19 protein-coding genes are annotated in these 22,692 nt (G+C 63.0%); 13 read left to right on the top strand and 6 right to left on the bottom strand.

Annotated features, from left to right (window positions below):
• Positions 1-109 precede the first annotated feature (109 nt).
• Together EHH60_RS28855 and EHH60_RS28850 are read left to right on the top strand one after the other, a co-directional pair.
• Entirely contained in the window at positions 110-961 is an 852-nt protein-coding gene (locus EHH60_RS28855; RefSeq protein ID WP_124162823.1) for a thermonuclease family protein, read from the top strand.
• A gap of 138 nt (positions 962-1,099) precedes the next feature.
• Positions 1,100-2,491 carry a M48 family metalloprotease gene (locus tag EHH60_RS28850; protein WP_245454615.1) on the top strand — a complete coding sequence of 464 codons (1,392 nt, stop codon included), beginning with the start codon at positions 1,100-1,102 and terminating at the stop codon, positions 2,489-2,491.
• Positions 2,492-2,537: 46 nt separating this feature from the next.
• Here EHH60_RS28850 and EHH60_RS28845 read toward each other — a convergent pair whose 3' ends face one another.
• Positions 2,538-3,866, bottom strand: coding sequence for an MFS transporter (locus EHH60_RS28845; RefSeq protein WP_124162765.1), 1,329 nt, complete (start codon positions 3,864-3,866; stop codon positions 2,538-2,540).
• A gap of 181 nt (positions 3,867-4,047) precedes the next feature.
• On the opposite strand from EHH60_RS28845, the gene cyoA reads away from it, so the two are divergent.
• From cyoA to EHH60_RS28810, 7 genes are read left to right on the top strand one after another with little or no spacing between them, the layout of a single operon-like run.
• Positions 4,048-5,208, top strand: coding sequence for a ubiquinol oxidase subunit II (gene cyoA, locus EHH60_RS28840; RefSeq protein ID WP_124162764.1), 1,161 nt, complete (start codon positions 4,048-4,050; stop codon positions 5,206-5,208).
• A 12-nt stretch (positions 5,209-5,220) separates the two neighbouring features.
• Complete coding sequence (gene cyoB, locus EHH60_RS28835; RefSeq protein ID WP_124162763.1) at positions 5,221-7,218, top strand: cytochrome o ubiquinol oxidase subunit I; 1,998 nt, start codon at positions 5,221-5,223, stop codon at positions 7,216-7,218.
• Positions 7,219-7,848 (top strand): cytochrome o ubiquinol oxidase subunit III, encoded by a 630-nt coding sequence (gene cyoC / locus EHH60_RS28830; protein ID WP_124162762.1) that lies wholly within the window; start codon positions 7,219-7,221, stop codon positions 7,846-7,848.
• The gene (cyoD, locus tag EHH60_RS28825; protein ID WP_124162761.1) at positions 7,845-8,225 is read left to right on the top strand and encodes a cytochrome o ubiquinol oxidase subunit IV; all 381 of its coding nucleotides are present in this window, start codon (positions 7,845-7,847) and stop codon (positions 8,223-8,225) included. Before cyoC ends, cyoD begins: the two co-directional genes overlap by 4 nt.
• 13 nt (positions 8,226-8,238) lie before the next feature.
• Positions 8,239-9,090: an SURF1 family protein gene (locus tag EHH60_RS28820; protein WP_124162760.1), complete on the top strand. Its 852-nt coding sequence runs from the start codon at positions 8,239-8,241 to the stop codon at positions 9,088-9,090.
• Complete coding sequence (locus tag EHH60_RS28815) at positions 9,062-10,465, top strand: ATP-binding protein (RefSeq protein WP_199752119.1); 1,404 nt, start codon at positions 9,062-9,064, stop codon at positions 10,463-10,465. The genes EHH60_RS28820 and EHH60_RS28815 overlap by 29 nt, the downstream gene beginning before the upstream one ends.
• Entirely contained in the window at positions 10,455-10,988 is a 534-nt protein-coding gene (locus EHH60_RS28810) for a response regulator transcription factor (RefSeq protein WP_124162758.1), read from the top strand. Before EHH60_RS28815 ends, EHH60_RS28810 begins: the two co-directional genes overlap by 11 nt.
• Before the next feature lie 205 nt (positions 10,989-11,193).
• Here EHH60_RS28810 and EHH60_RS28805 read toward each other — a convergent pair whose 3' ends face one another.
• From EHH60_RS28805 to EHH60_RS28780, 5 genes are all read right to left on the bottom strand, one after another.
• Positions 11,194-12,018 (bottom strand): CarD family transcriptional regulator, encoded by an 825-nt coding sequence (locus EHH60_RS28805; RefSeq protein WP_199752117.1) that lies wholly within the window; start codon positions 12,016-12,018, stop codon positions 11,194-11,196.
• Between the two features lie 345 nt (positions 12,019-12,363).
• Positions 12,364-12,702 carry a ferredoxin FdxA gene (gene fdxA, locus EHH60_RS28800; RefSeq protein WP_018643465.1) on the bottom strand — a complete coding sequence of 113 codons (339 nt, stop codon included), beginning with the start codon at positions 12,700-12,702 and terminating at the stop codon, positions 12,364-12,366.
• Between the two features lie 131 nt (positions 12,703-12,833).
• On the bottom strand, positions 12,834-13,085 hold the full coding sequence (locus EHH60_RS28795) for an RNA-binding S4 domain-containing protein (protein WP_124162756.1): 252 nt from the start codon (positions 13,083-13,085) through the stop codon (positions 12,834-12,836).
• Positions 13,086-13,107: 22 nt separating this feature from the next.
• Positions 13,108-16,548 carry a helicase-related protein gene (locus EHH60_RS28790; RefSeq protein WP_124162755.1) on the bottom strand — a complete coding sequence of 1,147 codons (3,441 nt, stop codon included), beginning with the start codon at positions 16,546-16,548 and terminating at the stop codon, positions 13,108-13,110.
• Between the two features lie 697 nt (positions 16,549-17,245).
• Entirely contained in the window at positions 17,246-18,055 is an 810-nt protein-coding gene (locus EHH60_RS28780) for a DUF3108 domain-containing protein (RefSeq protein WP_124162822.1), read from the bottom strand.
• 600 nt (positions 18,056-18,655) lie between these two features.
• Here EHH60_RS28780 and rpmB point away from each other — a divergent pair.
• From rpmB to EHH60_RS28760, 4 genes are all read left to right on the top strand, one after another.
• The gene (gene rpmB / locus EHH60_RS28775) at positions 18,656-18,964 is read left to right on the top strand and encodes a 50S ribosomal protein L28 (RefSeq protein ID WP_028176922.1); all 309 of its coding nucleotides are present in this window, start codon (positions 18,656-18,658) and stop codon (positions 18,962-18,964) included.
• Between the two features lie 206 nt (positions 18,965-19,170).
• On the top strand, positions 19,171-20,298 hold the full coding sequence (locus EHH60_RS28770; RefSeq protein ID WP_124162754.1) for an ABC-three component system protein: 1,128 nt from the start codon (positions 19,171-19,173) through the stop codon (positions 20,296-20,298).
• The gene (locus EHH60_RS38720; protein WP_124162753.1) at positions 20,295-20,804 is read left to right on the top strand and encodes an ABC-three component system middle component 2; all 510 of its coding nucleotides are present in this window, start codon (positions 20,295-20,297) and stop codon (positions 20,802-20,804) included. Before EHH60_RS28770 ends, EHH60_RS38720 begins: the two co-directional genes overlap by 4 nt.
• Before the next feature lies 1 nt (position 20,805).
• Positions 20,806-22,650 (top strand): sbcc family protein, encoded by a 1,845-nt coding sequence (locus EHH60_RS28760; protein ID WP_124162752.1) that lies wholly within the window; start codon positions 20,806-20,808, stop codon positions 22,648-22,650.
• Positions 22,651-22,692: the final 42 nt, after the last annotated feature.

Here is a 22,692-nt window from a genome sequence, read left to right as displayed (position 1 = left end):
TTTCCGCAAAGCGGAATGGCGAGGATGCAAGATTTCTCCGCGTCATTGCGAGCGCATCGAAGCAATCCAGAATCTTTCCGCGGAGGGAATCTGCTTCGCTGCGCTCACAATGACGGAGTGTGAGGAAGTGTCTTCGCCTCACGCATCGTTCGAGTTAAGATCAACGCGCAACGCAACCTCTCCGGGTCACGTGACGCGACTGCTTCATCTCGTCGTCGTATGTCTTCTCGCCGCGAGCAGCGCCGCGCTCGCCAATCCGTGCCAGTTCGAATCCCAAGGCGAAGGCCGCGTTGCCGCGATCGTCGATGCGCGCAGCATGCGGCTCGACGACGGCCGCGAAATCCGCCTTGCCGGGATCGAGCCGACGGCAACGACGAAGCAGGCGCTGACATCACTGCTCATCGGCCGCAACGTGACGCTGCGAAGCGCTGACGACGCGCCCGATCGCTACGGCCGCCAGGGCGCGCTGGTCTTCTTCGGCGGAAGCGATAGCCCGGTGCAGGCCATGCTGCTCGCCCAGGGCGACGCCATCGTCTCCGCCGAGATCGCAGACAAGGACTGCGCGGCCGCCCTGATGGCGTCGGAAGCCGCAGCACGGCGCCAAAAAATGGGCAGCTGGGCTGACCCGTCGGCCATAAAAAACACGGAAAGTCCGGACGATATTTTGGCGGAGATCGGGCGTTTTGCGGTGGTCGAAGGCAAAGTCCTGTCGGTCCGGCAAGCTGGGGCAACGACCTACCTCAACTTCGGACGGAGCTGGACACGCGGGTTTGCCGTGACTATTTCAAAGCGCACGCTGGCGGCGTTCGAAGGCGCCGGCATCAGCCTTAAGTCTCTGGAGAATCGACGTATTCGAGTTCGGGGCTGGGTTGAGGGGAATACAGGGCCGCGCATCGATGTGCGCCTCGTGGGGCAGGTCGAGTTGCTGGGCGCAAACGAGCCGGCAGGGGTAAGGCCTTAAAGTCAGGCCAGGCACGGGTTAAGCGACGTGGATGGGGTGCTAGAACGGCACGTATGGGTTGAACGCCGCCGCCTGCGGGCGGCGCCGGGCGCGCTGTGCCTTGTTCTGGGAGCGGCTGCTCTCGCCGGTTGCGGCGATATGGGCCGGTTCCAGACCGCGGCGGCCCCGGCGACCGTCGTGATGCCGAAGCCGAAGCCCGCCGTGGCGCAAACCCCCGCCACCGAGAAGGAGCACGAACGCATCCTGGCGAGCTATGGCGGCACCTATGACGATCCCAGGCTCGAGGCGCTCGTCAGCAAGACCGTCGACCGGCTGGTGGCGGCCTCCGACCGTCCCGACCAGGGCTACAAGGTCACCATCCTCAATTCCGGCGCGGTGAACGCGTTCGCGCTGCCGAACGGCCAGCTCTATGTCACGCGCGGCCTGCTCGCGCTCGCCAGCGACACCTCCGAATTGTCTTCCGTGCTCAGCCACGAGATGGCGCATGTGCTGTCCAAGCACGCCGCCATGCGCGAGGACCAGGCCCGCCAGGCCGCGATCGTCACCCGCGTCGTCACCGACATGAGCAATGATCCCGATCTCACTGCGCTGGCGCTGGCCAAGACCAAGCTCACCATGGCGAGCTTCTCGCGCAAGCAGGAGCTCGAGGCCGACGGGATCGGGGTCGGCATCTCCGCCAAGGCACATTTCGATCCCTATGGCGCGGCGCGCTTCCTCTCGGCGATGGAGCGCAATGCAGAGCTGAAGGCCGGCAAGAGCTCGCTCGATCCGCGCGCGCAGGATTTCACCTCGTCACATCCGGCAACCCCGGAACGCGTGCAGAACGCGCAGAATATCGCGCGGCAGTACACTGCGCCTGAAGGCGCCGAGCGCGACCGCGAAAGCTATCTCGCCGCGATCGACAACCTCGTCTATGGCGAGGATCCCAGCGAAGGCTTTGTCCGCGGCCGCCGTTTCCTGCATCCGAAGCTCGGCTTCACCTTCCAGGCGCCCGAGAATTTCACGCTCGACAACACCGCGCAGGCCGTGATCGGCGTGCGCGAGGGCGGCGCACAGGCGATGCGCTTCGACGTGGTGCGCGTGCCGGCCGAACAGTCGCTCGGCGACTACCTGAATTCGGGCTGGATGGAGGGCGTCGAGAAGGCGTCGACCGAGGATATCACGATCAACGGTTTTCCGGCGGCGTCCGCCACCGCCAAGGGCGATCAGTGGCAGTTCAAGGTCTATGCGCTGCGCTTTGGCAGCGACGTCTATCGCTTCATCTTCGCGACACGGCAGAAATCGACCGAGAGCGAGCGCAACGCGCGCGAGACCGTCAACTCGTTCCGCCGTCTCACACTCGACGAGATCCAGGCCGCGCGGCCGCTGCGCATCAAGGTCATCACCGTGCAGCCCGGCGACACCGTGGAATCGCTCTCCCACCGCATGGCCGGCGTCGATCATCCCGCCGAGCGCTTCCGCGTGCTGAACGGCCTCGATCGGACCGCGCAGGTGAAGGTACGCGATCGCGTGAAGATCGTGGCGGATTGACGTGCGCCAGGCGCACGTCCGCTGCTATCCGGCAACCGCTTGAGTCTTACCGCCCCGCGTCCATGTCGCCGGCCTCGCGCTGGCCGCTGAGCCAGAGCGCGAGCAGGGTCCAGAACGCGCCCGAGAGCAGATACGCACCCGAGGCGATGACGCCGAGATTGGTGGCGAGCAGCAGCGCTACCAGAGGGGCGAAGCCGGCGCCGAACAGCCAGGCCATGTCCGAGGTCAATGCCGAAGCCGTGTAGCGGAATGTCTGCCGGAAGTTCGAGGCGATTGCGCCGGAGGACTGGCCGAAGGAGAGGCCGAGCAGGATGAAGCCGATCACCATATAGATGGTCTCGCCGAACGCGCCGGCATCGAGCAATTGCGGCGCGAAGCCGCTATAGATCGCGATCGCGATCGCCGATCCCATCAGCAGCGATTTGCGGCCGACGCGGTCGGCGATGATGCCGGAGATCACGATCGCGGCGACGCCGAACACGGCGGCGACGATCTCGATGATCAGGAAGCGCACCGGGCTTTCGCGGGTGAACAGGAACACCCAGGACAGCGGAAACACCGTAACCATGTGGAACAGCGCGAAGCTCGCCAGCGGCGCGAACGCACCGAGCATGATGTTCTGACCTTCGCGTGCGACGGTCTCGGAGATTCGCGAGGGCTGCAATTCGCGGGTCTCGAACAGCGTGGCATATTCTTCCGTCGTCACCATGCGCAGGCGTGCGAACAGCGCCACGACGTTGATGGCGAAGGCGACGAAGAACGGATAGCGCCAGCCCCAGTCGAAGAAATCGTCGGCCGAGAGGAGGCCGGCGAAATAGGCGAACAGCGCGCTCGCCACGATCAACCCGAGCGGCGCCCCAAGCTGCGGCACCATCGCATACCAGCCGCGCTGGGAGGGCGGCGCGTTCAGCGCCAGCAGCGAGGCCATGCCGTCCCAAGCGCCGCCCCAGGCCAGACCCTGCGCGATGCGCGCCAGCGCCAGCAGCCAGATCGCCGCGACGCCGATCTCGTGATAGCCGGGCAAGAACGCCAGCGCGACGGTGGCGGTACCGAGCAGGAACAGCGCCGACACCAGCTTGGCCGTCTTGCCGTACTCGCGGTCGATCGTCATGAAAATGACGGTGCCGATCGGACGGGCCATGAAGGCCAGCGCGAAGATCATGAAAGAATAAAGGGTGCCGGTCAGTTCGCTCGCGAACGGGAACACCAGGCGCGGGAACACGATCACCGAGGCGATCGCGAAGACGAAGAAGTCGAAGAATTCCGAGGTGCGGCCGATGATGACGCCGATAGCGATCTCGCCGGGACTGGCCTGGTCGTGGCCGTGCTCGCCCGTGTGGAGGTCTGCCATTGCGGGGGTCTGTGCCGTCGCCATTCGTGCGCCCTTAACGTCCTGAAAACCAAAGCCGACCGCCCGGCTGAAGGCCAGGCAATCCGGTCCTGTCTGTCCCAACATTCCGCACTGCAACATTGGACAAATTGTCCAATGTCCGGATTGTTGCGCCGCAGCTACCCGTTGGCCCCGCAAAAGAAACTCATTCTCAAAGGCTCGGCCCGTGTCTCGTCTCAAGATCCTGGCGCTACTACCTCTGGCTGCCGCTCTCAGCGGCTGCGACTATGTCGTGCTGGCGCCAGCCGGCGACATCGCTGCCCAGCAGCGCGACCTCGTCATCATCTCCACCGTCCTGATGCTCCTGATCGTCCTCCCCGTGATGGCGCTGACGGCGCTGTTCGCCTGGCGCTACCGCCAATCCAACACGGCCGCTCGTTACGAGCCGGAATGGGACCACTCGACGAAGCTCGAGCTGGTGATCTGGTCGGCGCCGCTGCTGATCATCGTCTGCCTGGGCGCGCTGACCTGGATGGGCACGCATCTGCTCGATCCGTATCGCACGCTCGGCCGCATTCATGCCGACCGCGCCGTGGACCAGTCCAAGGCCCCGCTCGAGGTCGATGTCGTCGCGCTCGACTGGAAGTGGCTCTTCATCTATCCGGGTTACGGCATTGCGACCGTCAACGAGTTGGCCGCGCCCGTCGATCGTCCGATCAACTTCCGCATCACCGCCTCCTCGGTGATGAACTCGTTCTACATCCCCGCGCTCGCCGGCCAGATCTACGCAATGCCGGGCATGGAGACCAAGCTCCACGCCGTCGTCAACCACCCCGGCACCTACAAGGGGTTCTCGGCGAATTACAGCGGCGCCGGCTTCTCCGGCATGCACTTCAACTTCAAGGGCCTCGACGACAAGGGCTTCGACGCCTGGATCGCCAGCGCCAAGTCGGCCGGCGGCTCGCTCGGCCGCGCCGAATATCTCCAGCTCGAAAAGCCCAGCCAGAACGAGCCGGTGCGCCGCTGGGGCTCCGTCGATGCCGATCTCTACCGCCTGATCCTCAACATGTGCGTCGAGACCGGCAAGATGTGCCAGAGCGAGATGATGGCGATCGACGCCAAGGGCGGCGCCGGCCATCAGGGCCTGAACAACACGCTGCCGCTGGCCTACGACAAATACGCCCGGCGCGGCACCGCGCTTGGACCGGAGCCGAGCTTCGTCGCCGGCACCTGCACGCCGGATGCGCCGCAGGGCAGGACCACCGCCTCGATCACGGCTCCGACCGACACGATGCCGCTCATCGGCGCCGGCCTGAAGCGGCCGTCGTTCACGCCGCTCAAGTCCTCGTCCTTCTTCCTCGGACAGCGTCCGAAGTCAGACTCCTAGTAGAGATCCAGCATGTCTCCTGATTTTCTCAAGCTCATCTTCGGCCGGCTCACCTTCGAGTCACTGCCGCTACACGAACCGATCGTCGTCGGCACTTTCGTGGTGGTCGCGCTCGGCGGCGCCGCGCTGCTCGGCGGCCTCACCTATTTCCGCCTCTGGGGCTATCTCTGGCGCGAGTGGTTCACCACGGTGGACCACAAGCGCATCGGCATCATGTACATGATCCTCGGCATCGTGATGCTGCTGCGCGGCTTCGCCGACGCACTGATGATGCGTGGCCAGCAGATGCTCGCCTTTGGCGGCTCCGAAGGCTATCTCAACGCCCATCACTACGACCAGGTCTTCACCGCCCACGGCGTGATCATGATCTTCTTCGTGGCGATGCCGCTGGTCACCGGCCTGATGAACTACGTCGTGCCGCTCCAGATCGGCGCACGGGACGTGTCGTTCCCCTTCCTGAACAATTTCAGCTTCTGGATGACGGTCGGCGGCGCAGTGCTGGTGATGGCCTCGCTGTTCATCGGCGAATTCGCCCGCACCGGCTGGCTGGCTTATCCGCCGCTCTCGAACATCGGCTACAGTCCCGATGTCGGCGTCGACTACTACATCTGGGCGCTGCAGGTCGCGGGCGTCGGAACCACGCTATCCGGCATCAATCTGATCTGCACCATCGTCAAGCTGCGCTGCCCCGGCATGACGATGATGAAGATGCCGGTGTTCACCTGGACCTCGCTCTGCACCAACGTCCTGATCGTCGCCTCCTTCCCCGTCCTGACCGTCGTGCTCGCGCTGCTCTCGCTCGACCGCTACGTCGGCACCAACTTCTTCACGAACGATTTCGGCGGCAGCCCGATGATGTACGTGAACCTGATCTGGATCTGGGGCCATCCCGAGGTCTACATCCTGGTTCTCCCCGCCTTCGGCATCTTCTCCGAGGTCACCTCGACCTTCTCGGGCAAGCGGCTGTTCGGCTACACCTCGATGGTCTACGCCACGGTCGTCATCACCATCCTGTCGTACCTGGTGTGGCTGCACCATTTCTTCACGATGGGTTCGGGCGCCAGCGTCAACTCGTTCTTCGGCATCACCACGATGATCATCTCGATCCCGACGGGCGCGAAGATGTTCAACTGGCTGTTCACGATGTATCGCGGCCGTATCCGCTACGAGCTGCCGATGATGTGGACGATCGCCTTCATGCTGACCTTCGTGATCGGCGGCATGACCGGCGTTCTGCTCGCGGTGCCGCCGGCCGACTTCGTCCTGCACAACAGCCTGTTCCTGATCGCGCACTTCCACAACGTGATCATCGGCGGCGTGGTGTTCGGCGCGTTCGCCGGCATCAACTACTGGTTCCCGAAGGCGTTCGGCTTCAAGCTCGACCCGTTCTGGGGCAAGATGTCGTTCTGGTTCTGGGTCACCGGCTTCTATCTCGCCTTCATGCCGCTCTACGTGCTCGGCCTGATGGGTGTGACCCGCCGCCTGCGCGTGTTCGACGATCCCTCGCTTCAGATCTGGTTCGTCATCGCCGCGATCGGTGCCCTCTTCATCTTCATCGGCATCCTCTCCATGCTGATGCAGTTCGCGGTCAGCCTGCTCAAGCGCGAGCAGCTCAAGGACGTCACCGGCGATCCCTGGGACGCGCGTACGCTGGAATGGGCGACCTCATCGCCCCCGCCGGACTACAACTTCGCCTTCACCCCCGTCGTTCACGACAATGACGCGTGGTGGGACATGAAGAAGCGCGGTTATCAGCGTCCGCTCACCGGGTTCAAGCCGATCCACATGCCCAGCAGCACCGGCACCGGCATCATTCTCGCCGGCTTTGCCACCGCGATGGGTTTTGGCTTGATCTGGTACATGTGGTGGCTGGCGGCTGCGAGCTTCATCGCGATGCTCGCCGTCGGGATCGGCCATACCTTCAACTATCACCGCGACTTCGACATTCCGGCTGAAGACATCATCCGGACGGAGGACGCGCGCACCAAACTGCTCGCCGGAGCCAAGTAAATGACTGTCGCTGTCAATCCCTCCCAGACCGGCGAGCCGCTCTTCTATCTCGCCGACGAACATCCGCATCCGGAAGGCTGGAGCACCGCGCTCGGCTTCTGGATCTACCTGATGAGCGACTGTCTCATCTTCGCGATCCTGTTCGCCACCTACGGCGTGCTCGGCGGCAACTACGCCGCCGGGCCAGCGCCGAAGGACCTGTTCGACCTGAACCTGGTCGCGGTGAACACGTCGATGCTGCTGCTGTCGTCGATCACCTATGGCTTTGCCATGCTGACGATGCAGCAGAACAAGATCGGCCAGACCCAGATGTGGCTGGCGATCACCGGCCTGTTCGGCGCCGCGTTCATCGGCATCGAGCTCACCGAGTTCGCCCACATGATCCACGAGGGCGCCACGCCGCAGCGCAGCGCCTTCCTGTCGGCCTTCTTCACCCTGGTCGGGACCCACGGCCTGCACGTCTCATGCGGCCTGATCTGGCTGGTGACGCTGATGGTGCAGGTGCAAAGGTTCGGCCTGATCGAGGCCAACCGCCGCCGCCTGATGTGCCTGTCGATGTTCTGGCACTTCCTCGACGTGGTCTGGATCGGCGTCTTCACTTTCGTCTATCTCCTGGGAGTTCTGCGATGAACACCGATACCCACGCCGCCCATGCGGACCATGATCACCACGGCGACGGCCACGCTCACGGCACGTTCTCGACCTATCTGCTCGGCTTCGTGCTCTCGGTGGTGCTCACCGCGATCCCGTTCTGGCTGGTGATGAGCGGGGCGCTTCCGAGCAAGCAAATCACCGCGCTGGTCATCATGGCCTTCGCGGTCGTTCAGATCGTCGTGCACATGATCTACTTCCTCCACATGAACACGACCTCCGAGAACGGCTGGAGCATGATGGCGCTGATCTTCACCATCGTGATGGTGGTGATCGCGCTGTCCGGTTCGCTGTGGGTGATGAGCCACCTCAACAGCAACATGATGCCGATGCACCAGATGCCGGGAATGAACTGAGCGAGACTCCGACGTGAGCAAGACCGGGACCGTGACGAGCAAGCCAGGGGGGATGCGCAGCGAGGCTGTGCGCGCCCCTTCCTTGTGGCTCACGGCCCTCTTGCTCATCGCCTTTGCAGTTCTCGTCGCGCTCGGCGTCTGGCAGATCGAACGCCGGGCCTGGAAGCTGGCGCTGATCGACCGCGTCGAGCAGCGCGTTCACGCCCCGGCGCAGCCGGTCCCCGCGCCCGCGTCATGGCCCACCATCAGCGCCGCAAGCGATGAATACAGACACGTCAGCGTCAGCGGCCGCTTCCTGCATGACCGCGAGACTCTCGTTCAGGCCGTCACCGAGGAAGGTCCGGGCTATTGGGTGCTGACGCCGCTGAAGAGCAGCGACGGCACGCTGGTGCTGGTCAATCGCGGCTTCGTGCCCCCCGAGCGACGCGACGCGTCGACGCGCAGGGGCGGCAATCCCGACGGTGAGGTCGAGATCACCGGCCTGCTTCGCATGACGGAGCCGAAGGGCGGATTTCTCCGGGACAACGCGCCCCAGCACAACCGCTGGTACTCACGGGATGTCGCCGCGATTGCGGCGGCACGCGGCCTTCACAATGTCGCGCCCTTCTTCGTCGATGCCGACGCCGGATCACAAATTGCCGACGGTCCGATCGGCGGATTGACCGTGATCCGCTTTCCCAATAACCACCTGATCTACGCGCTGACGTGGTTTGCCCTGGCTTTCATGCTGGCCGGCAAATTCTTCGTCACATTCGGCGGCGGGCTGTTCCGCCGCCAGCGCTTCGTCCACGAAAAGGCCGGCGGCTCGGATGCCGCCGCCCGCAGGACGGGATCAGATGCTGGAACGATCGTCGAGCCGACCTGACGACGGGAAAACGCTTTCCCAGACGCTTGGGCGTGACGGGCAAGCCGTTACGCTGCAATCGCAGGCCGACGCGCGCAGCGAGCTGATCGGCACCATGCCGACCGAGGACGAGACCAATCGCAAGAACATGGCGCTGCTGATCCAGCTGCGCTGGACCGCGGTGGTCGGCCAGATCGTGACCATCGGTGCCGTGCATTTCGGCCTCGGCATCCCCCTGCCGCTGGAGCGGATGAGCGCGGTGATCGGCGCGCTGGTGCTGCTCAACGTCTCCAGCCTGGTCTGGGTGCGCCATCGCGCCGCAATCACGAATAATGAGCTGCTGGTCGCCCTGATGCTGGACGTCGCCGCGCTGACCGCGCAGCTCTACCTGTCCGGCGGCGCCACCAATCCCTTCACCTCGCTGTTCCTGCTCCAGGTGACGCTGGGCGCGGTGCTGCTCGATGCCCGCTCGACATGGTCGCTGGTCGCGCTGACCTGTGCGAGCTTCGTCTGGCTGACATTGGCCTACCGACCACTGGACCTGCCGCCCAATCCGCTGAGTGAGACCTACACCCTCACCGTAACAGGCATGCTGCTCGGCTTCGTTCTCAATGCCGTGCTGCTGGTGGTGTTCGTCACCCGCATCAACAGGAATTTGCGCGAGCGCGATGCACATCTGGCGGCGCTGCGTCAGCATGCGGCCGAGCAGGATCACATCGTGCGCATGGGCCTGCTCGCCTCCGGCGCGGCACATGAGCTCGGCACGCCGCTGGCCTCGCTCTCGGTGATCCTCAGCGACTGGCGTCGCATGCCGGATCTCGCCGCCGATGAGGAGCTCGCCGAGGATCTTGCGGAAATGGAGACCTCGCTGCAACGCTGCAAGTCCATCGTGACGGGCATCCTGGTGTCGGCCGGCGAAGCGCGCGGCGAAGGCTCCTCGCCGACGACGGTGACGGCCTTCGTGACCGCCTTGGTGGAGGAATGGCGCGACGCGCGCTCGGCCCGCACGCTCTACTTCGTCAATACGTTCGGCGAGGACGTCGCGATCGTCTCCGACGTCGCGTTGAAGCAGGTGATCTTCAACGTGCTCGACAACGCCTATGAGGTCTCGCGCGACTGGGTCGAGCTCGTCGCCGAGCGCGAAGGCGACAATCTGGTGCTGTCGATCAGCGACCGCGGTCCGGGTTTTGCGCCGGAGATGCTGGCGCAGCTGGGAAAGCCCTACCAGTCGAGCAAGGGCCGCGCCGGCGGCGGGCTCGGCCTGTTCCTGGTGGTGAATGTCGTTCGCAAATTGGGAGGCACCGTGACCGCCGAGAACCACAGGAAGCGCGGCGCCACGGTGCGCCTGACGTTGCCGCTCGCAACGCTCGCGATCGGAGGGAATTTTGACGCCTGACCGCTCCCTCATCGTCGTCGAGGACGACGCCGGCTTCGCCCGCACGCTGAAGCGCTCCTTCGAGCGCCGCGGCTACGAAGTCGTGCTCGCCGCCTCGATCGAGGAGGTGCGGCAGGTACTGGAGCAACGCTCCTTCGGCCACGCCGTGGTCGACCTCAAGCTCGGCGGCGCCTCGGGCCTCGCCTGCGTCGAGCTCCTGCACACGCACGATCCGGACATGCTGATCGTGGTGCTGACCGGCTTTGCCAGCATCTCCACCGCCGTGGAGGCGATCAAGCTCGGCGCCTGCCACTATCTCGCAAAGCCTTCGAACACCGACGACATCGAAGCCGCCTTCAACAAGGCCGAAGGCAATGCCGAGGTCGCGCTCGATGCTCGGCCGACCTCGATCAAGACACTGGAATGGGAGCGCATCCACCAGACCCTGATCGAGACGGAGTTCAACATCTCGGAAGCGGCACGGCGATTGGGCATGCACCGGCGGACACTGGCAAGGAAGCTCGAGAAGCGGCCGGTGAAGTAGGCCCTCATCAATTTCTGAGCGCTGTCATTCCGTGGCGTGCGAAGCACGAACCCGGATGACGGCTTTGCGTTACGATCTTCTCCAACAAACCCATCGCTCAGCGGAGGCGCGAGGCGCATCTGCGGCCGTAACCCACCCTCCGAACTCCAAACAAAAAGCCCGGCCGAACGGCCGGGCTCTCGATCTCTTGCATTCGACGCGGTGCCTACGCCGCCTCGTCGGCGACCGTGGTGTCGTCGCCATCGGTATCGTCGGTATCGCCCTCGGCGTCCGTCTCGGCTTCGCCGTCGGCGGCTTCTGCCTTGGCACTGGCGCGGCGCGGGCTCTTGGCGAGCTGGGCTTCGATCTCCTTGACCGCTTCGGTCTCGGTCGAGTGCTGCACCACAGCGATCTCGCGGGAGAGCCGGTCGAGCGCCGCTTCATAAAGCTGGCGTTCGCTGTAGGACTGCTCCGGCTGCGACTCAGAGCGATAGAGGTCGCGCACGACTTCCGCGATCGCGACGATGTCGCCCGAATTGATCTTCGCTTCGTATTCCTGGGCGCGGCGCGACCACATGGTGCGCTTGACGCGGGCGCGGCCCTTGAGCGTCTCCAGCGCCTTCTTGACCAGCGCCGGGTCGGACAGCTTGCGCATGCCGACATTGGCGACCTTGGCGGTCGGCACGCGCAGCGTCATCTTGTCCTTGATGAAGTTGATGACGAACAGCTCGAGCTTCGCACCGGCGATCTCCTGCTCCTCGATGGCCAGGATCTGGCCGACACCGTGAGCGGGATAGACGACGAATTCGTTGGCCTTGAAGCCCTGACGCTGGGTCACGACCTTCTTTTCCTCGACCTTCGGCGCGGCAGCGGGCTTGGCAGCCGGCTTGACCGCTGCGGGAGCCTTGGCAGGCGTAGCAGCAACAGGGGCCTTCGTCGCGGGCTTGGCAGCGGGAGCCTTGGCGGCCACCGGCTTTGCAGTCACAGGCTTGGCGGCAGCAGGCTTGGCAGCGGTCGCTTTCGCGGCCGGTTTGGCAGTCTTGTTAGGCATTGCGCTTCTTTTGTTCTTCGAGGACTTTGCAGCCGGCGCTTTCGTCGCGGTCCGACCCTTGGATGCGCTACGGCTGGCCGCGGCGACTTTTTTGGCCTCCTTATGGGAAGCCCTCGCTGAAGTACTCTTTTTACGCGTTTTCTGTGACACAGCCTGCGCGCGGAAACTGCCACGCCCCTGTTCGACATTTGGTTTCACGGGAACCCTGAGGGGCCAAACGGGGCTGACGGGGTTCGGCTTAATGTGCCCAATATAGCACATTTCCCGCAAAAATCAATGATTTAGGGGTCTTGAGGGCTGGTTTTCGGCGGCGGCGCCGCTATTAGGGTTAAGTTTGGGCCTGAATTAGTCCCCCGAGCCCGGGTTCGGAGAAAAATATTTCTCGAACTTGCCTTCCATGCCGTCGAACTCCTTGGCGTCGGCGGGCGATTCTTTCTTCTGGGTGATGTTGGGCCAGCTCTTGGCATAGTCGGCATTGACCTGGAGCCACTTTTCGAGGCCCGGTTCCGTGTCCGGCTTGATGGCGTCGGCGGGGCATTCCGGCTCGCACACGCCGCAATCGATGCACTCGTCGGGGTGGATGACCAGCATGTTGTCACCCTCGTAGAAGCAGTCGACCGGGCAGACCTCGACGCAGTCGGTGTACTTGCACTTGATGCAGTTTTCAGTGACGACGTAAGTCATCCAACGCTCCGAAAAGCTCTTTTAAAAGTCGTGGCTTGCGTAGCGCGGATGGCCCGGCGCCGCAAGATCGGGAAGGCCGATCATGACGGCTTTGCGCGTTTGATCGACCAAGAAATGAATGACAGGCGCAATTAATTGCGCGTCCCGAGCTCCTCATACAGCACCCGTGCCGAGGCAGCATCGCCGCGGCGTTCGTTGAAGCCCGTCACCTTCAGGACGCGCACGGTGCGATCGAGTGCGATGGTCAGCACGTCGCCGGGCTTGATCGCGTGACCCGGCGATGTCTCGCGAACGCCATTGACGCGGACATGGCCGGTGACGACGAGCTCGGCCGCGGAGGTGCGCGCTTTCACCACCCGCGCGTGCCACAGCCATTTGTCGATGCGCTGCCGGTCGGTCGTAGGATCACTCCTTCCGACCGGACAGCTGCTCCTTCAGCGCGGCGAGCTTGGCGAAGGGCGAGTTCGGATCCGCAGGACGATCGCGCTCACGCGGGTTCGCGCTCGAGGCGTAGGGACGCAGCGACGGCCCACCCTGGCGGTCGCGGCCCTTGTCGCGGTCGCGGCCGCGATGCTCGCGACCCTTGTCGCGATCGCCGCCGAACTTGCCCTTGTTGTCGCGGTTGCGATCCTTGTCGCGATCCTTGCCCTCGAAACGGCGATTCCTGTCGTCGCGCCCCTCGGGACGCGGCGCGCCCTCTCCACCACCTTCGCGGCCCTTGCGGAAATCCTTGGCCCCATCGCGGCGATGACCGCCATGACGATGGCGCTCGCCCGGCTTTGCGCCCTCGGCCGCTTCGCCCGGCGCGGCCGCGGCGCCTTCGGCTCCGGCCTGCGGACGCGGCTGGTGGTGACGCTGGTGGCGATGGCGCTCGTGGCGCGGCTTGCGGTCCTCGTGACGGCCAGCCGGGCGCCAGACCTCGACCAGCTCGGGTTCTGCCGGCGCGGTCGCAGCCTCGGGCGTGGCAGCCTCTAGCGCGGCAGCGTCGGGCGATGCCGCGGCCTCGGTCGCGGCCGTCTCGGCGGCAGCGGCTTCGAGGCCGGCAGCCTCGATGGACGTCGCAGCCTCTTCTGCCGGCGGCGCGATGCCGGGGGCGTCTTCGGGCGTGAGGGAAGCCTCGGAAGAGGCTTCGAGCGCCGGCTCCTCATGAGCGGGCTCGTCGTGCGGCTCCATGCCGGGCGCGTCTTCGACGGCGACCGGCTCGGCGCCAGCTTCGGTGGAGGCCTCCGCCGGCAGGCCGGCCACGGCCTCTGCCGCCGTCTCTGTCGAGGTCGTCTCGGTCGAAGTCTCGGCCGATGTCTCCGCGCTGGCCTCGGCGGGCGGCGTCTCGGCCGCAACCGTTTCAACAACGACCGGCTTTGGCGGCAGCGGCGGACGCTTCTCCATGCGATAGCCGAGCGCGCGCAGCACGGAGGCAAAGTCTTCGCCGGCTGAACCCGTGAGCGAGGTCATCGCCTGCGTGACCACGAAGCTGCGGCCGTCGAACGCGCCGGCGGGCTTTTCGCCGGGCGAGTTCTCGCGCCAGGCCAGTGCGGGGCGGATCAGATCGGCCAGCCGCTCCAGTATGTCGACGCGCACGGCGCGCTCGCCGGCCTGCTTGTAGCCGAGTACGCGATAGGCATCGCGCGGCAGCTGCTTGTCGACCGGGAACGAGGTGCGGCCCGAAGATGCCAGATGCTGCGCGCCCGAGAGCGCGGAGAGATCGACATTGTCCTGCTTCAGCGCCCAGAGCAGCGCGGCGAGCGCACGCGCGGCGGGCTTGAGCAGGCCGGGGAAATAGATGTGATAGGCGCCGAAGCGGACGCCGTATTTCCGCAGCACGGCGCGCGAGGACTGGTCGAGATCCTTCAGCTCGCTCGCGATCTTCGGGCGCTCGAGCACGCCGAGCGCCTCGACCAGCTGATAGGCGATGCCGCGGGCAATGCCGGTGACGTCCTCGGCCTTCGACAGCTCGAACATCGGCCCGAGCAGCTTCTCGATATGCGTCTTGACCCAGAGCTCCAGCCGCGCCTGGACCTTGTCGCGGGGGCCGCCGGTCAGCCGCTCGTCGGAGATGATGCGGATGCGCGGATGCAGCGCGTCGTCTGCGGCAGACAGCCGCGCCACCGCATCGCCGGTCCAGCGGATGATGCCCTCCGAGGTCAGCACGAACTGCTCGTCCGGCGCATTGCCGAGCTTCTCGGCGCGCGCGTTGATCTCGCCGGCGAGCACCGCTTGCGCTGCGGCCTGCAAGGCTTTCGCATCGGAGCCTGCTTCCGCCGCATCCGGTGCAAAGGTGAAGCCGTCGAGGCGGCCGATGACATGGCCTTCGACGATGACTTCGCCGGTCTTGCCGATTTCAGTATTCAAGCTCGTGTTCTCCCGCAGGCGGCGCATCAATACACTGGTCCGGCGATCAACGAAACGCTCAGTCAAGCGTTCATGGAGCGCATCCGATAATTTATTTTCGACCTCCCGCGCGATCCCCTGCCAGCGTTCGGGGTCTCTCAGCCAGTCCGGGCGGTTGGCGACGAAGGTCCAGGTGCGGATCTGGGCGATTCGGGCCGAGAGCGTGTCGATGTCGCCATCGATGCGGTCGGCCTGGGTGACCTGGGACTCGAACCAGGAATCAGGGATGCAACCCTTCCGCATCAGGAAACCGTAGAGCGTCGTCACCAGCTCGGCATGGGCGGCCGGCGACAGCTTTCTGTAGTCCGGGACCTGGCAGGCTTCCCAGAGCCGTTCCACCGCGGCCTTGCCATGCGCGATATCGCGCACCTCGCCGTCGCGGGCGGCGTGGTCGAGCACGCGCATGTCCTCGGCAACAGGCGCGCGCGTCAGCGCCTCGTGGCCGGGGGCGAGGTTCAGCGAGACCTGGAGCGCGCCGAGCGAGGAGAAATCCAGCTTCGAGTTGCGCCATTGCAGCACCTTCACGGGATCGAAGGTGTGGTTCTGCAGCGCGTTGACGAGCTCGGGCTCGAACGGCGCGCAGCGGCCGGTAGTGCCGAAGGTGCCGTTGCGGGTGGCGCGGCCGGCGCGGCCGGCGACTTGCGCGAATTCGGCCGGCGTCAGGCGGCGGAACTGGTAGCCGTCGAACTTGCGGTCGGAGGCGAAGGCGACGTGGTCGACGTCGAGATTGAGGCCCATGCCGACGGCATCGGTGGCGACGAGATAGTCGACGTCGCCGTTCTGGAACATCGCCACCTGCGCGTTGCGCGTGCGGGGCGACAGCGAGCCCAGCACCACCGCGGCGCCGCCGTGCTGGCGGCGGATCAGCTCGGCGATGGCGTAGACTTCATCCGCCGAGAACGCGACGATGGCGGTGCGGCGCGGCTGGCGCGTGATCTTGCGGTCGCCGGCGAATTCGAGCTGCGACAGGCGCGGACGCGTGATCATGGACACGCCCGGCAGCAGCCGCTCGATGATCGGACGCATCGTCGCGGCCCCTAACAGCAGCGTCTCGTCGCGGCCGCGGCGGTTGAGGATGCGATCGGTGAAGACATGGCCGCGTTCGAGATCGGCGGCGATCTGGACCTCGTCGACGGCGAGGAAGGAGACGTCGAGGTCGCGCGGCATCGCCTCGACGGTGGAGACCCAATAGCGCGGGTTCTTCGGCTTGATCTTCTCCTCGCCGGTGACGAGCGCGACGCTGGCCTCGCCGGCTCTGGCGGCGATCTTGTTGTAGACCTCGCGCGCGAGCAGGCGCAGCGGCAGGCCGATCATGCCCGAGGGATGCGCGAGCATCCGTTCGATGGCGAGATGGGTCTTGCCGGTGTTGGTCGGCCCGAGCACCGCAGTGACGCCGGCGCCGGGCACGCGATCGGAAGGCGCGCGCTCGGAGGCGAAGGGGGGGGAGGAAAAAGCCATGTCTGAAGGATTAGGTAGTGGCGATTTGGGCGAATGTCAGTGCTGGATGAGGCGGGCCGGGGGCTTGCTTTGGTCCTCAGCCTGAGGAGCGCGTCAGCGTGTCTCGAGGGATGAAGGCCCGACTGGTGCCATTGAGGGAGCCAGGCCCCTCGCCCTTCGAGACGGCCGCTCGCGCGGCCGCCTCAAGTTGAGGGGCACACCGAAGGCGTGGACACGCTCCCCCCAATTCCCGCGCAACTGTTTCACTTTGCGACGCTTTTCCCGTTCGCCTTAAGCTTCGGAACGACTCTAGAACGAATCGCGGCCGAATCGCTGACTCCCCGTTGAGTCCCGTTCCGTTCTCGCAACATGTCGCGGGACTCGCGCTGGTTGCGCACTAGATGGAGTTTTGCGCGGTCGCACAAGCGACTGGATTCGTTAAAGCTGGGGACGGCGCGGAGTCGAATCAGAATCGCCGAGGAGTCAAATGGATTCCCGCCTTCGTCATGCGCGGGCTTGACCCGCGCATCCATCGAAAGACGAGCGTCTCTCGAAGGGATGGATGGCCGGGTCAAGCCGGCCATGACGGCCTTCCGAACCTATCGTTGCGAAAACAACCCCATGCACAGTAGGGAAGTGATTGATTTTACGAAGATTCTCTTACCCTCCCCTGGAGGGCCCTCCAGGGGAGGGTAAACGCGGACCGCCGCTATGGCTCTTACTGCGTTTTCGCGACTCTTGGCGGCTGGGCCGAGGTGATGAAGCTGGTGGCTTCCAGCATGGCGGGCCCCAGCGGCGTCGGCACTTTCAGCCAGAACGGGACCAGGATGCGCGTGCCGGCGACGGGAGCGAAGGCGATCTCGATGTTGCGCTGGGCGGCGAGGTATTTGATCACGGGACGATCGGGGATGTAGCCGGCAACGGGCACGAAATAGAGCGAGCACACCACGACCGGGCCCTTGTACCCCTTCTCCGCCTTCACGGTCTCCATGCGCTTGAAATCGAGCTTGAGGTCGTAGCGCATGCGGCCGTCGAACACCGGCGCGCCGTTGTGGCAGGCCTCCGGAGACACCGGATCGCCATTGCCGGGCACGCGCAGCAGCGAGGCCGTCATGGGGTCCCAGACGCCGCGGCGATGCGCCTCGGTGACGACGATGCGATCAGGATCGACCGGCGGCTCGGGCAGGATCGCAAAGTCCTTCACATTGCCCTTGTCGAGGGTGATGCGGATCTCTTCGGTCTTCTTCTGGGTGGTGGTGGAAGCCTGGTAGCCGGTCGCGACCAGCGCGCCGTTGACGACGCGCCCCTGGCTGGCGCCGGTGCCGGAGCCGCCCGTGAACGACTTCAGCAGCCCCGTGGTGCCGCCGGCGGCCGCCGCCGAGAACACGTCGTCCTGGATATCGATGTTCCAGGCGCCCTTGCCGACGGGAATGCCGGCCAGCGAGGCCTCATACTGCGCCTCGAGCTTGCCTTGCGCCGCCGCCGGCACCGCGCCCCACGCCATTGCCAGCGCGCAAAGCGCTACCAGCCAGCCGGCCAGGCGCGGACGGGCTGAGCGCAAATCTTGCGCAAAAGGGGACGTTGCAAGCACGAAACAATCCAATCGGGGCGCGATGCGCTGTTACTTAAACCAAAAACCGCGGCAAACAATGTGTCCGGACGTATCCGCCCCGGAACTCCCCCCGATATTTCGGCGGCGAATACGCCGTTTATGTGATGGTAAGGCGCGACAATCATTGCCGTTTTTGTGATCGGGCGGTAACCGCGGGCTCCCACACCTCTCCCGCTGGCGGGAGAGCGTAGGCCGCCTTCGGCGGCCGTCCTTGAAAGAGGACGCCGAGGCGGAGCCTCGGCTATGCCGAAGGCGCGGGTGAGGGCTTTCTCATCTTGAGGCACCATTCGTGGCAACGGCTGCCCCCGGAGGAGAGGGCTCTCTCCCCACCCCTCTCCCGCAAGCGGGAGAGGGAGCGCACCACCCGGGCGGCCGAATCGGCGCCCAAAAACTTGACGCAAGGCCCCTTCCCCCCTATACGTCCGCCCGCTCCCTGCAAGGACAAGAGAATTTGCCCCCGTGGCGCCCCGAATGGCGGCCGCAGATCGTTGGGGGCTTAGATGAAGGATTTTTGCCATGTCTCGCCGCTGCGAACTGACGGCCAAGGGCCCCCTCGTCGGCCACAAGGTCAGCCACTCCAACATCAAGACCAAGCGCCGCTTCCTGCCGAACCTCGTCAACGTGACGTTCATCTCGGAAGCGCTGGGCCGCAACGTGCGCCTGCGCGTCTCCACCAACGCGGTCAAGAGCGTCGACCACAATGGCGGCCTCGACCCCTTCCTGCTCAAGGCCAACGCCGACAACCTGTCGCCGCGCGCCCTCGAGCTGAAGCGCGCCATCCAGAAGAAGGTAGGCGACACCGCGCCGGCGAAGCAGGCGAGCTGAGTTTTCGGAAATTGGGCGGGGGCTAGGTTGCGTCGCGTGGCGTAGGCTTAGCCAGTAAGAGTTTGAGTAGCGGCCGGATCGGAAGATCCGGCCGCTTTTGTTTTGTGGGCCAAAACACATTCGCCCAAGGTGGAATTACGAGAAGTTGTGCTATCAAGTAACTCTCGCGATCAATCAATCGTCGTAATTTCGCGTCTGGGGGAGATGTGGGGGCGGTCAAAACCAAGCCGAAGTCAATCGAGAATCTGCCGCTTCCCACTCCCTGGCCGAATGCGAACGCAAGGTTATTGGGACTAGGGGTTGGTCTTCCCGTTGATCCATTAGATCGACTAGCGCAGTTCAGCCCAGAGGATTTTGAGCGCTTTACGCTTGAATGGGCCTCTGGTTACCTGGCTTCAAAAATCCCAAACATTTGCGAAGTACAGCAGCGAGGCGGCGCTGGTGACAAGGGGCGCGACATAGTCGTGTGGCTGGATGCAACAACCGCTAGCCCGCGCCGCTGGTCGTTGTATCAGTGCAAGCACTACGACAGCAAACTTGGGATAGGAACAGCTGCGGCAGAGATCGGGAAAGTTCTCTACTATACACTTATTCGCGACTATACCACACCCGAAGAATATTGGTTCGTAACTCATCGTGGTGTCACGTCAGATTTCCAAGATTATATCGATGAGCCTGAGAAGCTCCGCGCATACATTCTGACAAACTGGGACGCACGGTGCTCAACGAAGATAACATCCAAAGAAAAAATCTCCTTGAGCGACAAGCTCAAGGCTCACATCGAAGCCTTCAAATTCTCCATCTTTCGAGTCAAACAACCTCTCGCGCTAATTGAGGAACACGCTCAGACCCGCTATCATTTGACTGTGTTCGGCCAACCTCTCATTGATCGACCTCCTCCCCCAACCCCACCGTCAGCAGTAGCGGCAAGCGAAACGGAATATGTTCGGCAGCTATATCAGGTCATAAGTGCGGATATTGGCAAGGCAGTATCCAGCATCGCCGACTTTGCCGATTATCAAGTCCACGCCCGTTTGTTCGATCGATCGAGAATTACATTCTACTGCGCCGAAGGTCTCAAAGAACTTGCTCGCGACCAGATGGCAGATACAGCGTACTTTGACACGCTGCTGCAGGAATTTGTCGACGGCCTCTACCACGACTACACTGCTCGGAGCTTGAGCGGCTTGCAGCGCCTCCTGAATACAGTGAAGGCTGCGCAATCATTGCAACTGAGCGGGCACATCCTCGCACCTCACGTTCTTGCAAAAGACCGCGAAGGAATGTGTCATCAGATGGCCAACGAAAAGCGGCTCAACTGGTGCGCCCCATGACAGCTGAGCACCCCCATCATAGAAAAGCGAGACCCTTCAATTCGCCACTCGAATGCGGGCTCAGAGTTCTATTTGTTTTGACTGCCGCTCATGGGAGTCGCGCCGACCTCCAACGGCTGATCGCCTATGACTATCTACTTGTCCACTCTGGAGACGTGATGGGGGGACCAGTTAGCTTACACCCGTCAGTTCCATTTCGCGGAACCGAGCTTCTTGTGAAGCGGGACGTGATCAGCGCCGGGCTCGATGAAATGTTTTCCCGCGAGCTGCTTCAGAAGACTTTTGACGCCTCTGGAATTCTGTATTGCGCGACCGAACTAACTGCCGCGTTCATCGCGCTCTTGAAAACCGACTACGCGACATCTCTGCGCGAGCGAGCAGACTGGGTGATAAAGAAATTTGGCGAGATGCAGGACGAGGAATTGTCGCGCTTCATGACCAACAATGTCGGCCGATGGGGCGCCGAGTTTGACCGGTTGACTGCCGTCAATGACCTAGAGCTCTAGCATGCTTCAAATAAGAACAATCTTACTGCGCGGCACGAAAGTAAAAGACGCAATCGTTACGTTTGGAGATGGCGCGAACGTAGTTGCTGGAGCTTCAGATACCGGTAAGAGTTATCTAGTTCATTGTCTCGACTATATTTTCGGCGCTGACGAAATGAACAAGCGCATTCCGGAAGCCGAATCCTACTCACAGCTCTTCGTAGAGTTTGAGAATTCGGCAGGCGACAGCTTGACGCTGGAACGAGGTCTCGCAGGGGGCGATCTTGCGGCTCATCGAACCAAGATCGACAATATCAAAGCAGGCGAGGGCGAGAAGATTGTTCCGAGCCGATCCGGCCGCAGCCAAGCACGCGATGTGACAGCAGTCCTCTTTGAATTTTCTGGAATCGGCGAAGCCGCCCTACGAAAGAACGATCGCGGCGAAGTCCAGCGCCTAACTATCCGGACCTTACTTCCCATGGTTCTCGTCGACGAAATAACCATCATTGATGAGCGTTCGCCGGTGCTTGGGCAGAGTAGTTTCGATACGACCGCTCGCAAGCGGGCCTTTGCCTACATGCTCTCGGGAAAAGATGACACTGGAGTAATTGCAGCGGAAAAAAAAGAAATCGTTTCCGCTCGGCTTGGAGCACAGTTGGGCTTAATCGACGAACTTCTTTCCCCTATACAAGCTCGACTAGAGAACCAGCCCATAGAAGAAGATGCAGACACCGCTGCCGACAAACTTGACAACGCCATAGCTGAGTTGACCAAGACCTTAGCCGATCATTCCGCGGAGCGCACGGCTCTAGAATCCGAGAGAAGAGATTCGATAGCGGCTCAACAACGTTCGGAATCTCAGCTCATCGCGATTGATCAGCTCTTGGGTCAGTACACATTGTTAGATGAGCGATATCAATCGGATCTAAAGCGGCTCGATTTCATCGCGGAAGGAGCCCACTTCTTCAACGGCCTCCAAGAAGTTCGATGTCCACTTTGCGATCAACTTATGTCGCCCGATCATGCGCACAAGGTTTCCTTTGAAAGCAAATCAACCTATCAGGCAACGAAGGCCGAAGCATCGAAGATTCTTGCTCATCGAAAAGACCTTGCTGAAGCAACTGAGAGTCTTAAGGTCAGAAGGGATAGATGCGATGCAGAACGAATCGAGAGCACCTCATCGATAAGACGCATCGACTCTCGAATCGCAAACTTCCTTGCACCAACGATGCAAGAAGCAAGTCAGCGCTTAGAGAAGTTAGTTTCTCGTCGTGTCCAAGCGGAATCCATCCGCAACGACGAAGCGCAAGCATTGACCTTACGCCAAGCGAAAGAGCGCATTGAAAGCACTTCCACAAATAGCAAGCGACCCTCAACAAAATGGGAGCCCTTACCATCAAAGATGCTGCTAGAGTTTTGCAAGGAGATTGAAGCCGTCCTCAGGGACTGGAATTGGAAGGGCGAAGGGCGGGTCAGTTTTGACGAAGCAAACTATGACATAGTTGTTGACGGTCAGGCTCGACAGTCGCACGGCAAAGGCGTTCGCGCTGTATTGTATTCGGCGTTCGTTGTTGGACTCTTGCGATATTGTGGGAAGAACAAGCGTCCTCACCTGGGAGCACTTCTCATCGATTCTCCGCTAACAAGCTATAAAAAGGGCACAACTGACATTACCGAAGACGGGCCAATTGATCCTGGCATCGAAGCTGGATTTTGGCAGTCGCTCACCACTTTTGACAAAAACTTGCAGTTGATCGTCATCGAAAACAAGGAACCACCGAAGGATATCGGCCGGGCTATTCATTACGAATGGTTCGCTGGTGAAAACGCGCGAGAGGGTGAGCGACAAGGTTTTATTCCGGCTTAAGCGCACACGACGCAGGTGCTTTCGCCGGACCGCCAACTGCAT

Source organism: Bradyrhizobium sp. RP6 (assembly GCF_003837805.1).
In the GTDB taxonomy this organism is placed as follows: Bacteria; Pseudomonadota; Alphaproteobacteria; order Rhizobiales; family Xanthobacteraceae; genus Bradyrhizobium.
This window is presented reverse-complemented; position numbering and strand designations above follow the sequence as displayed.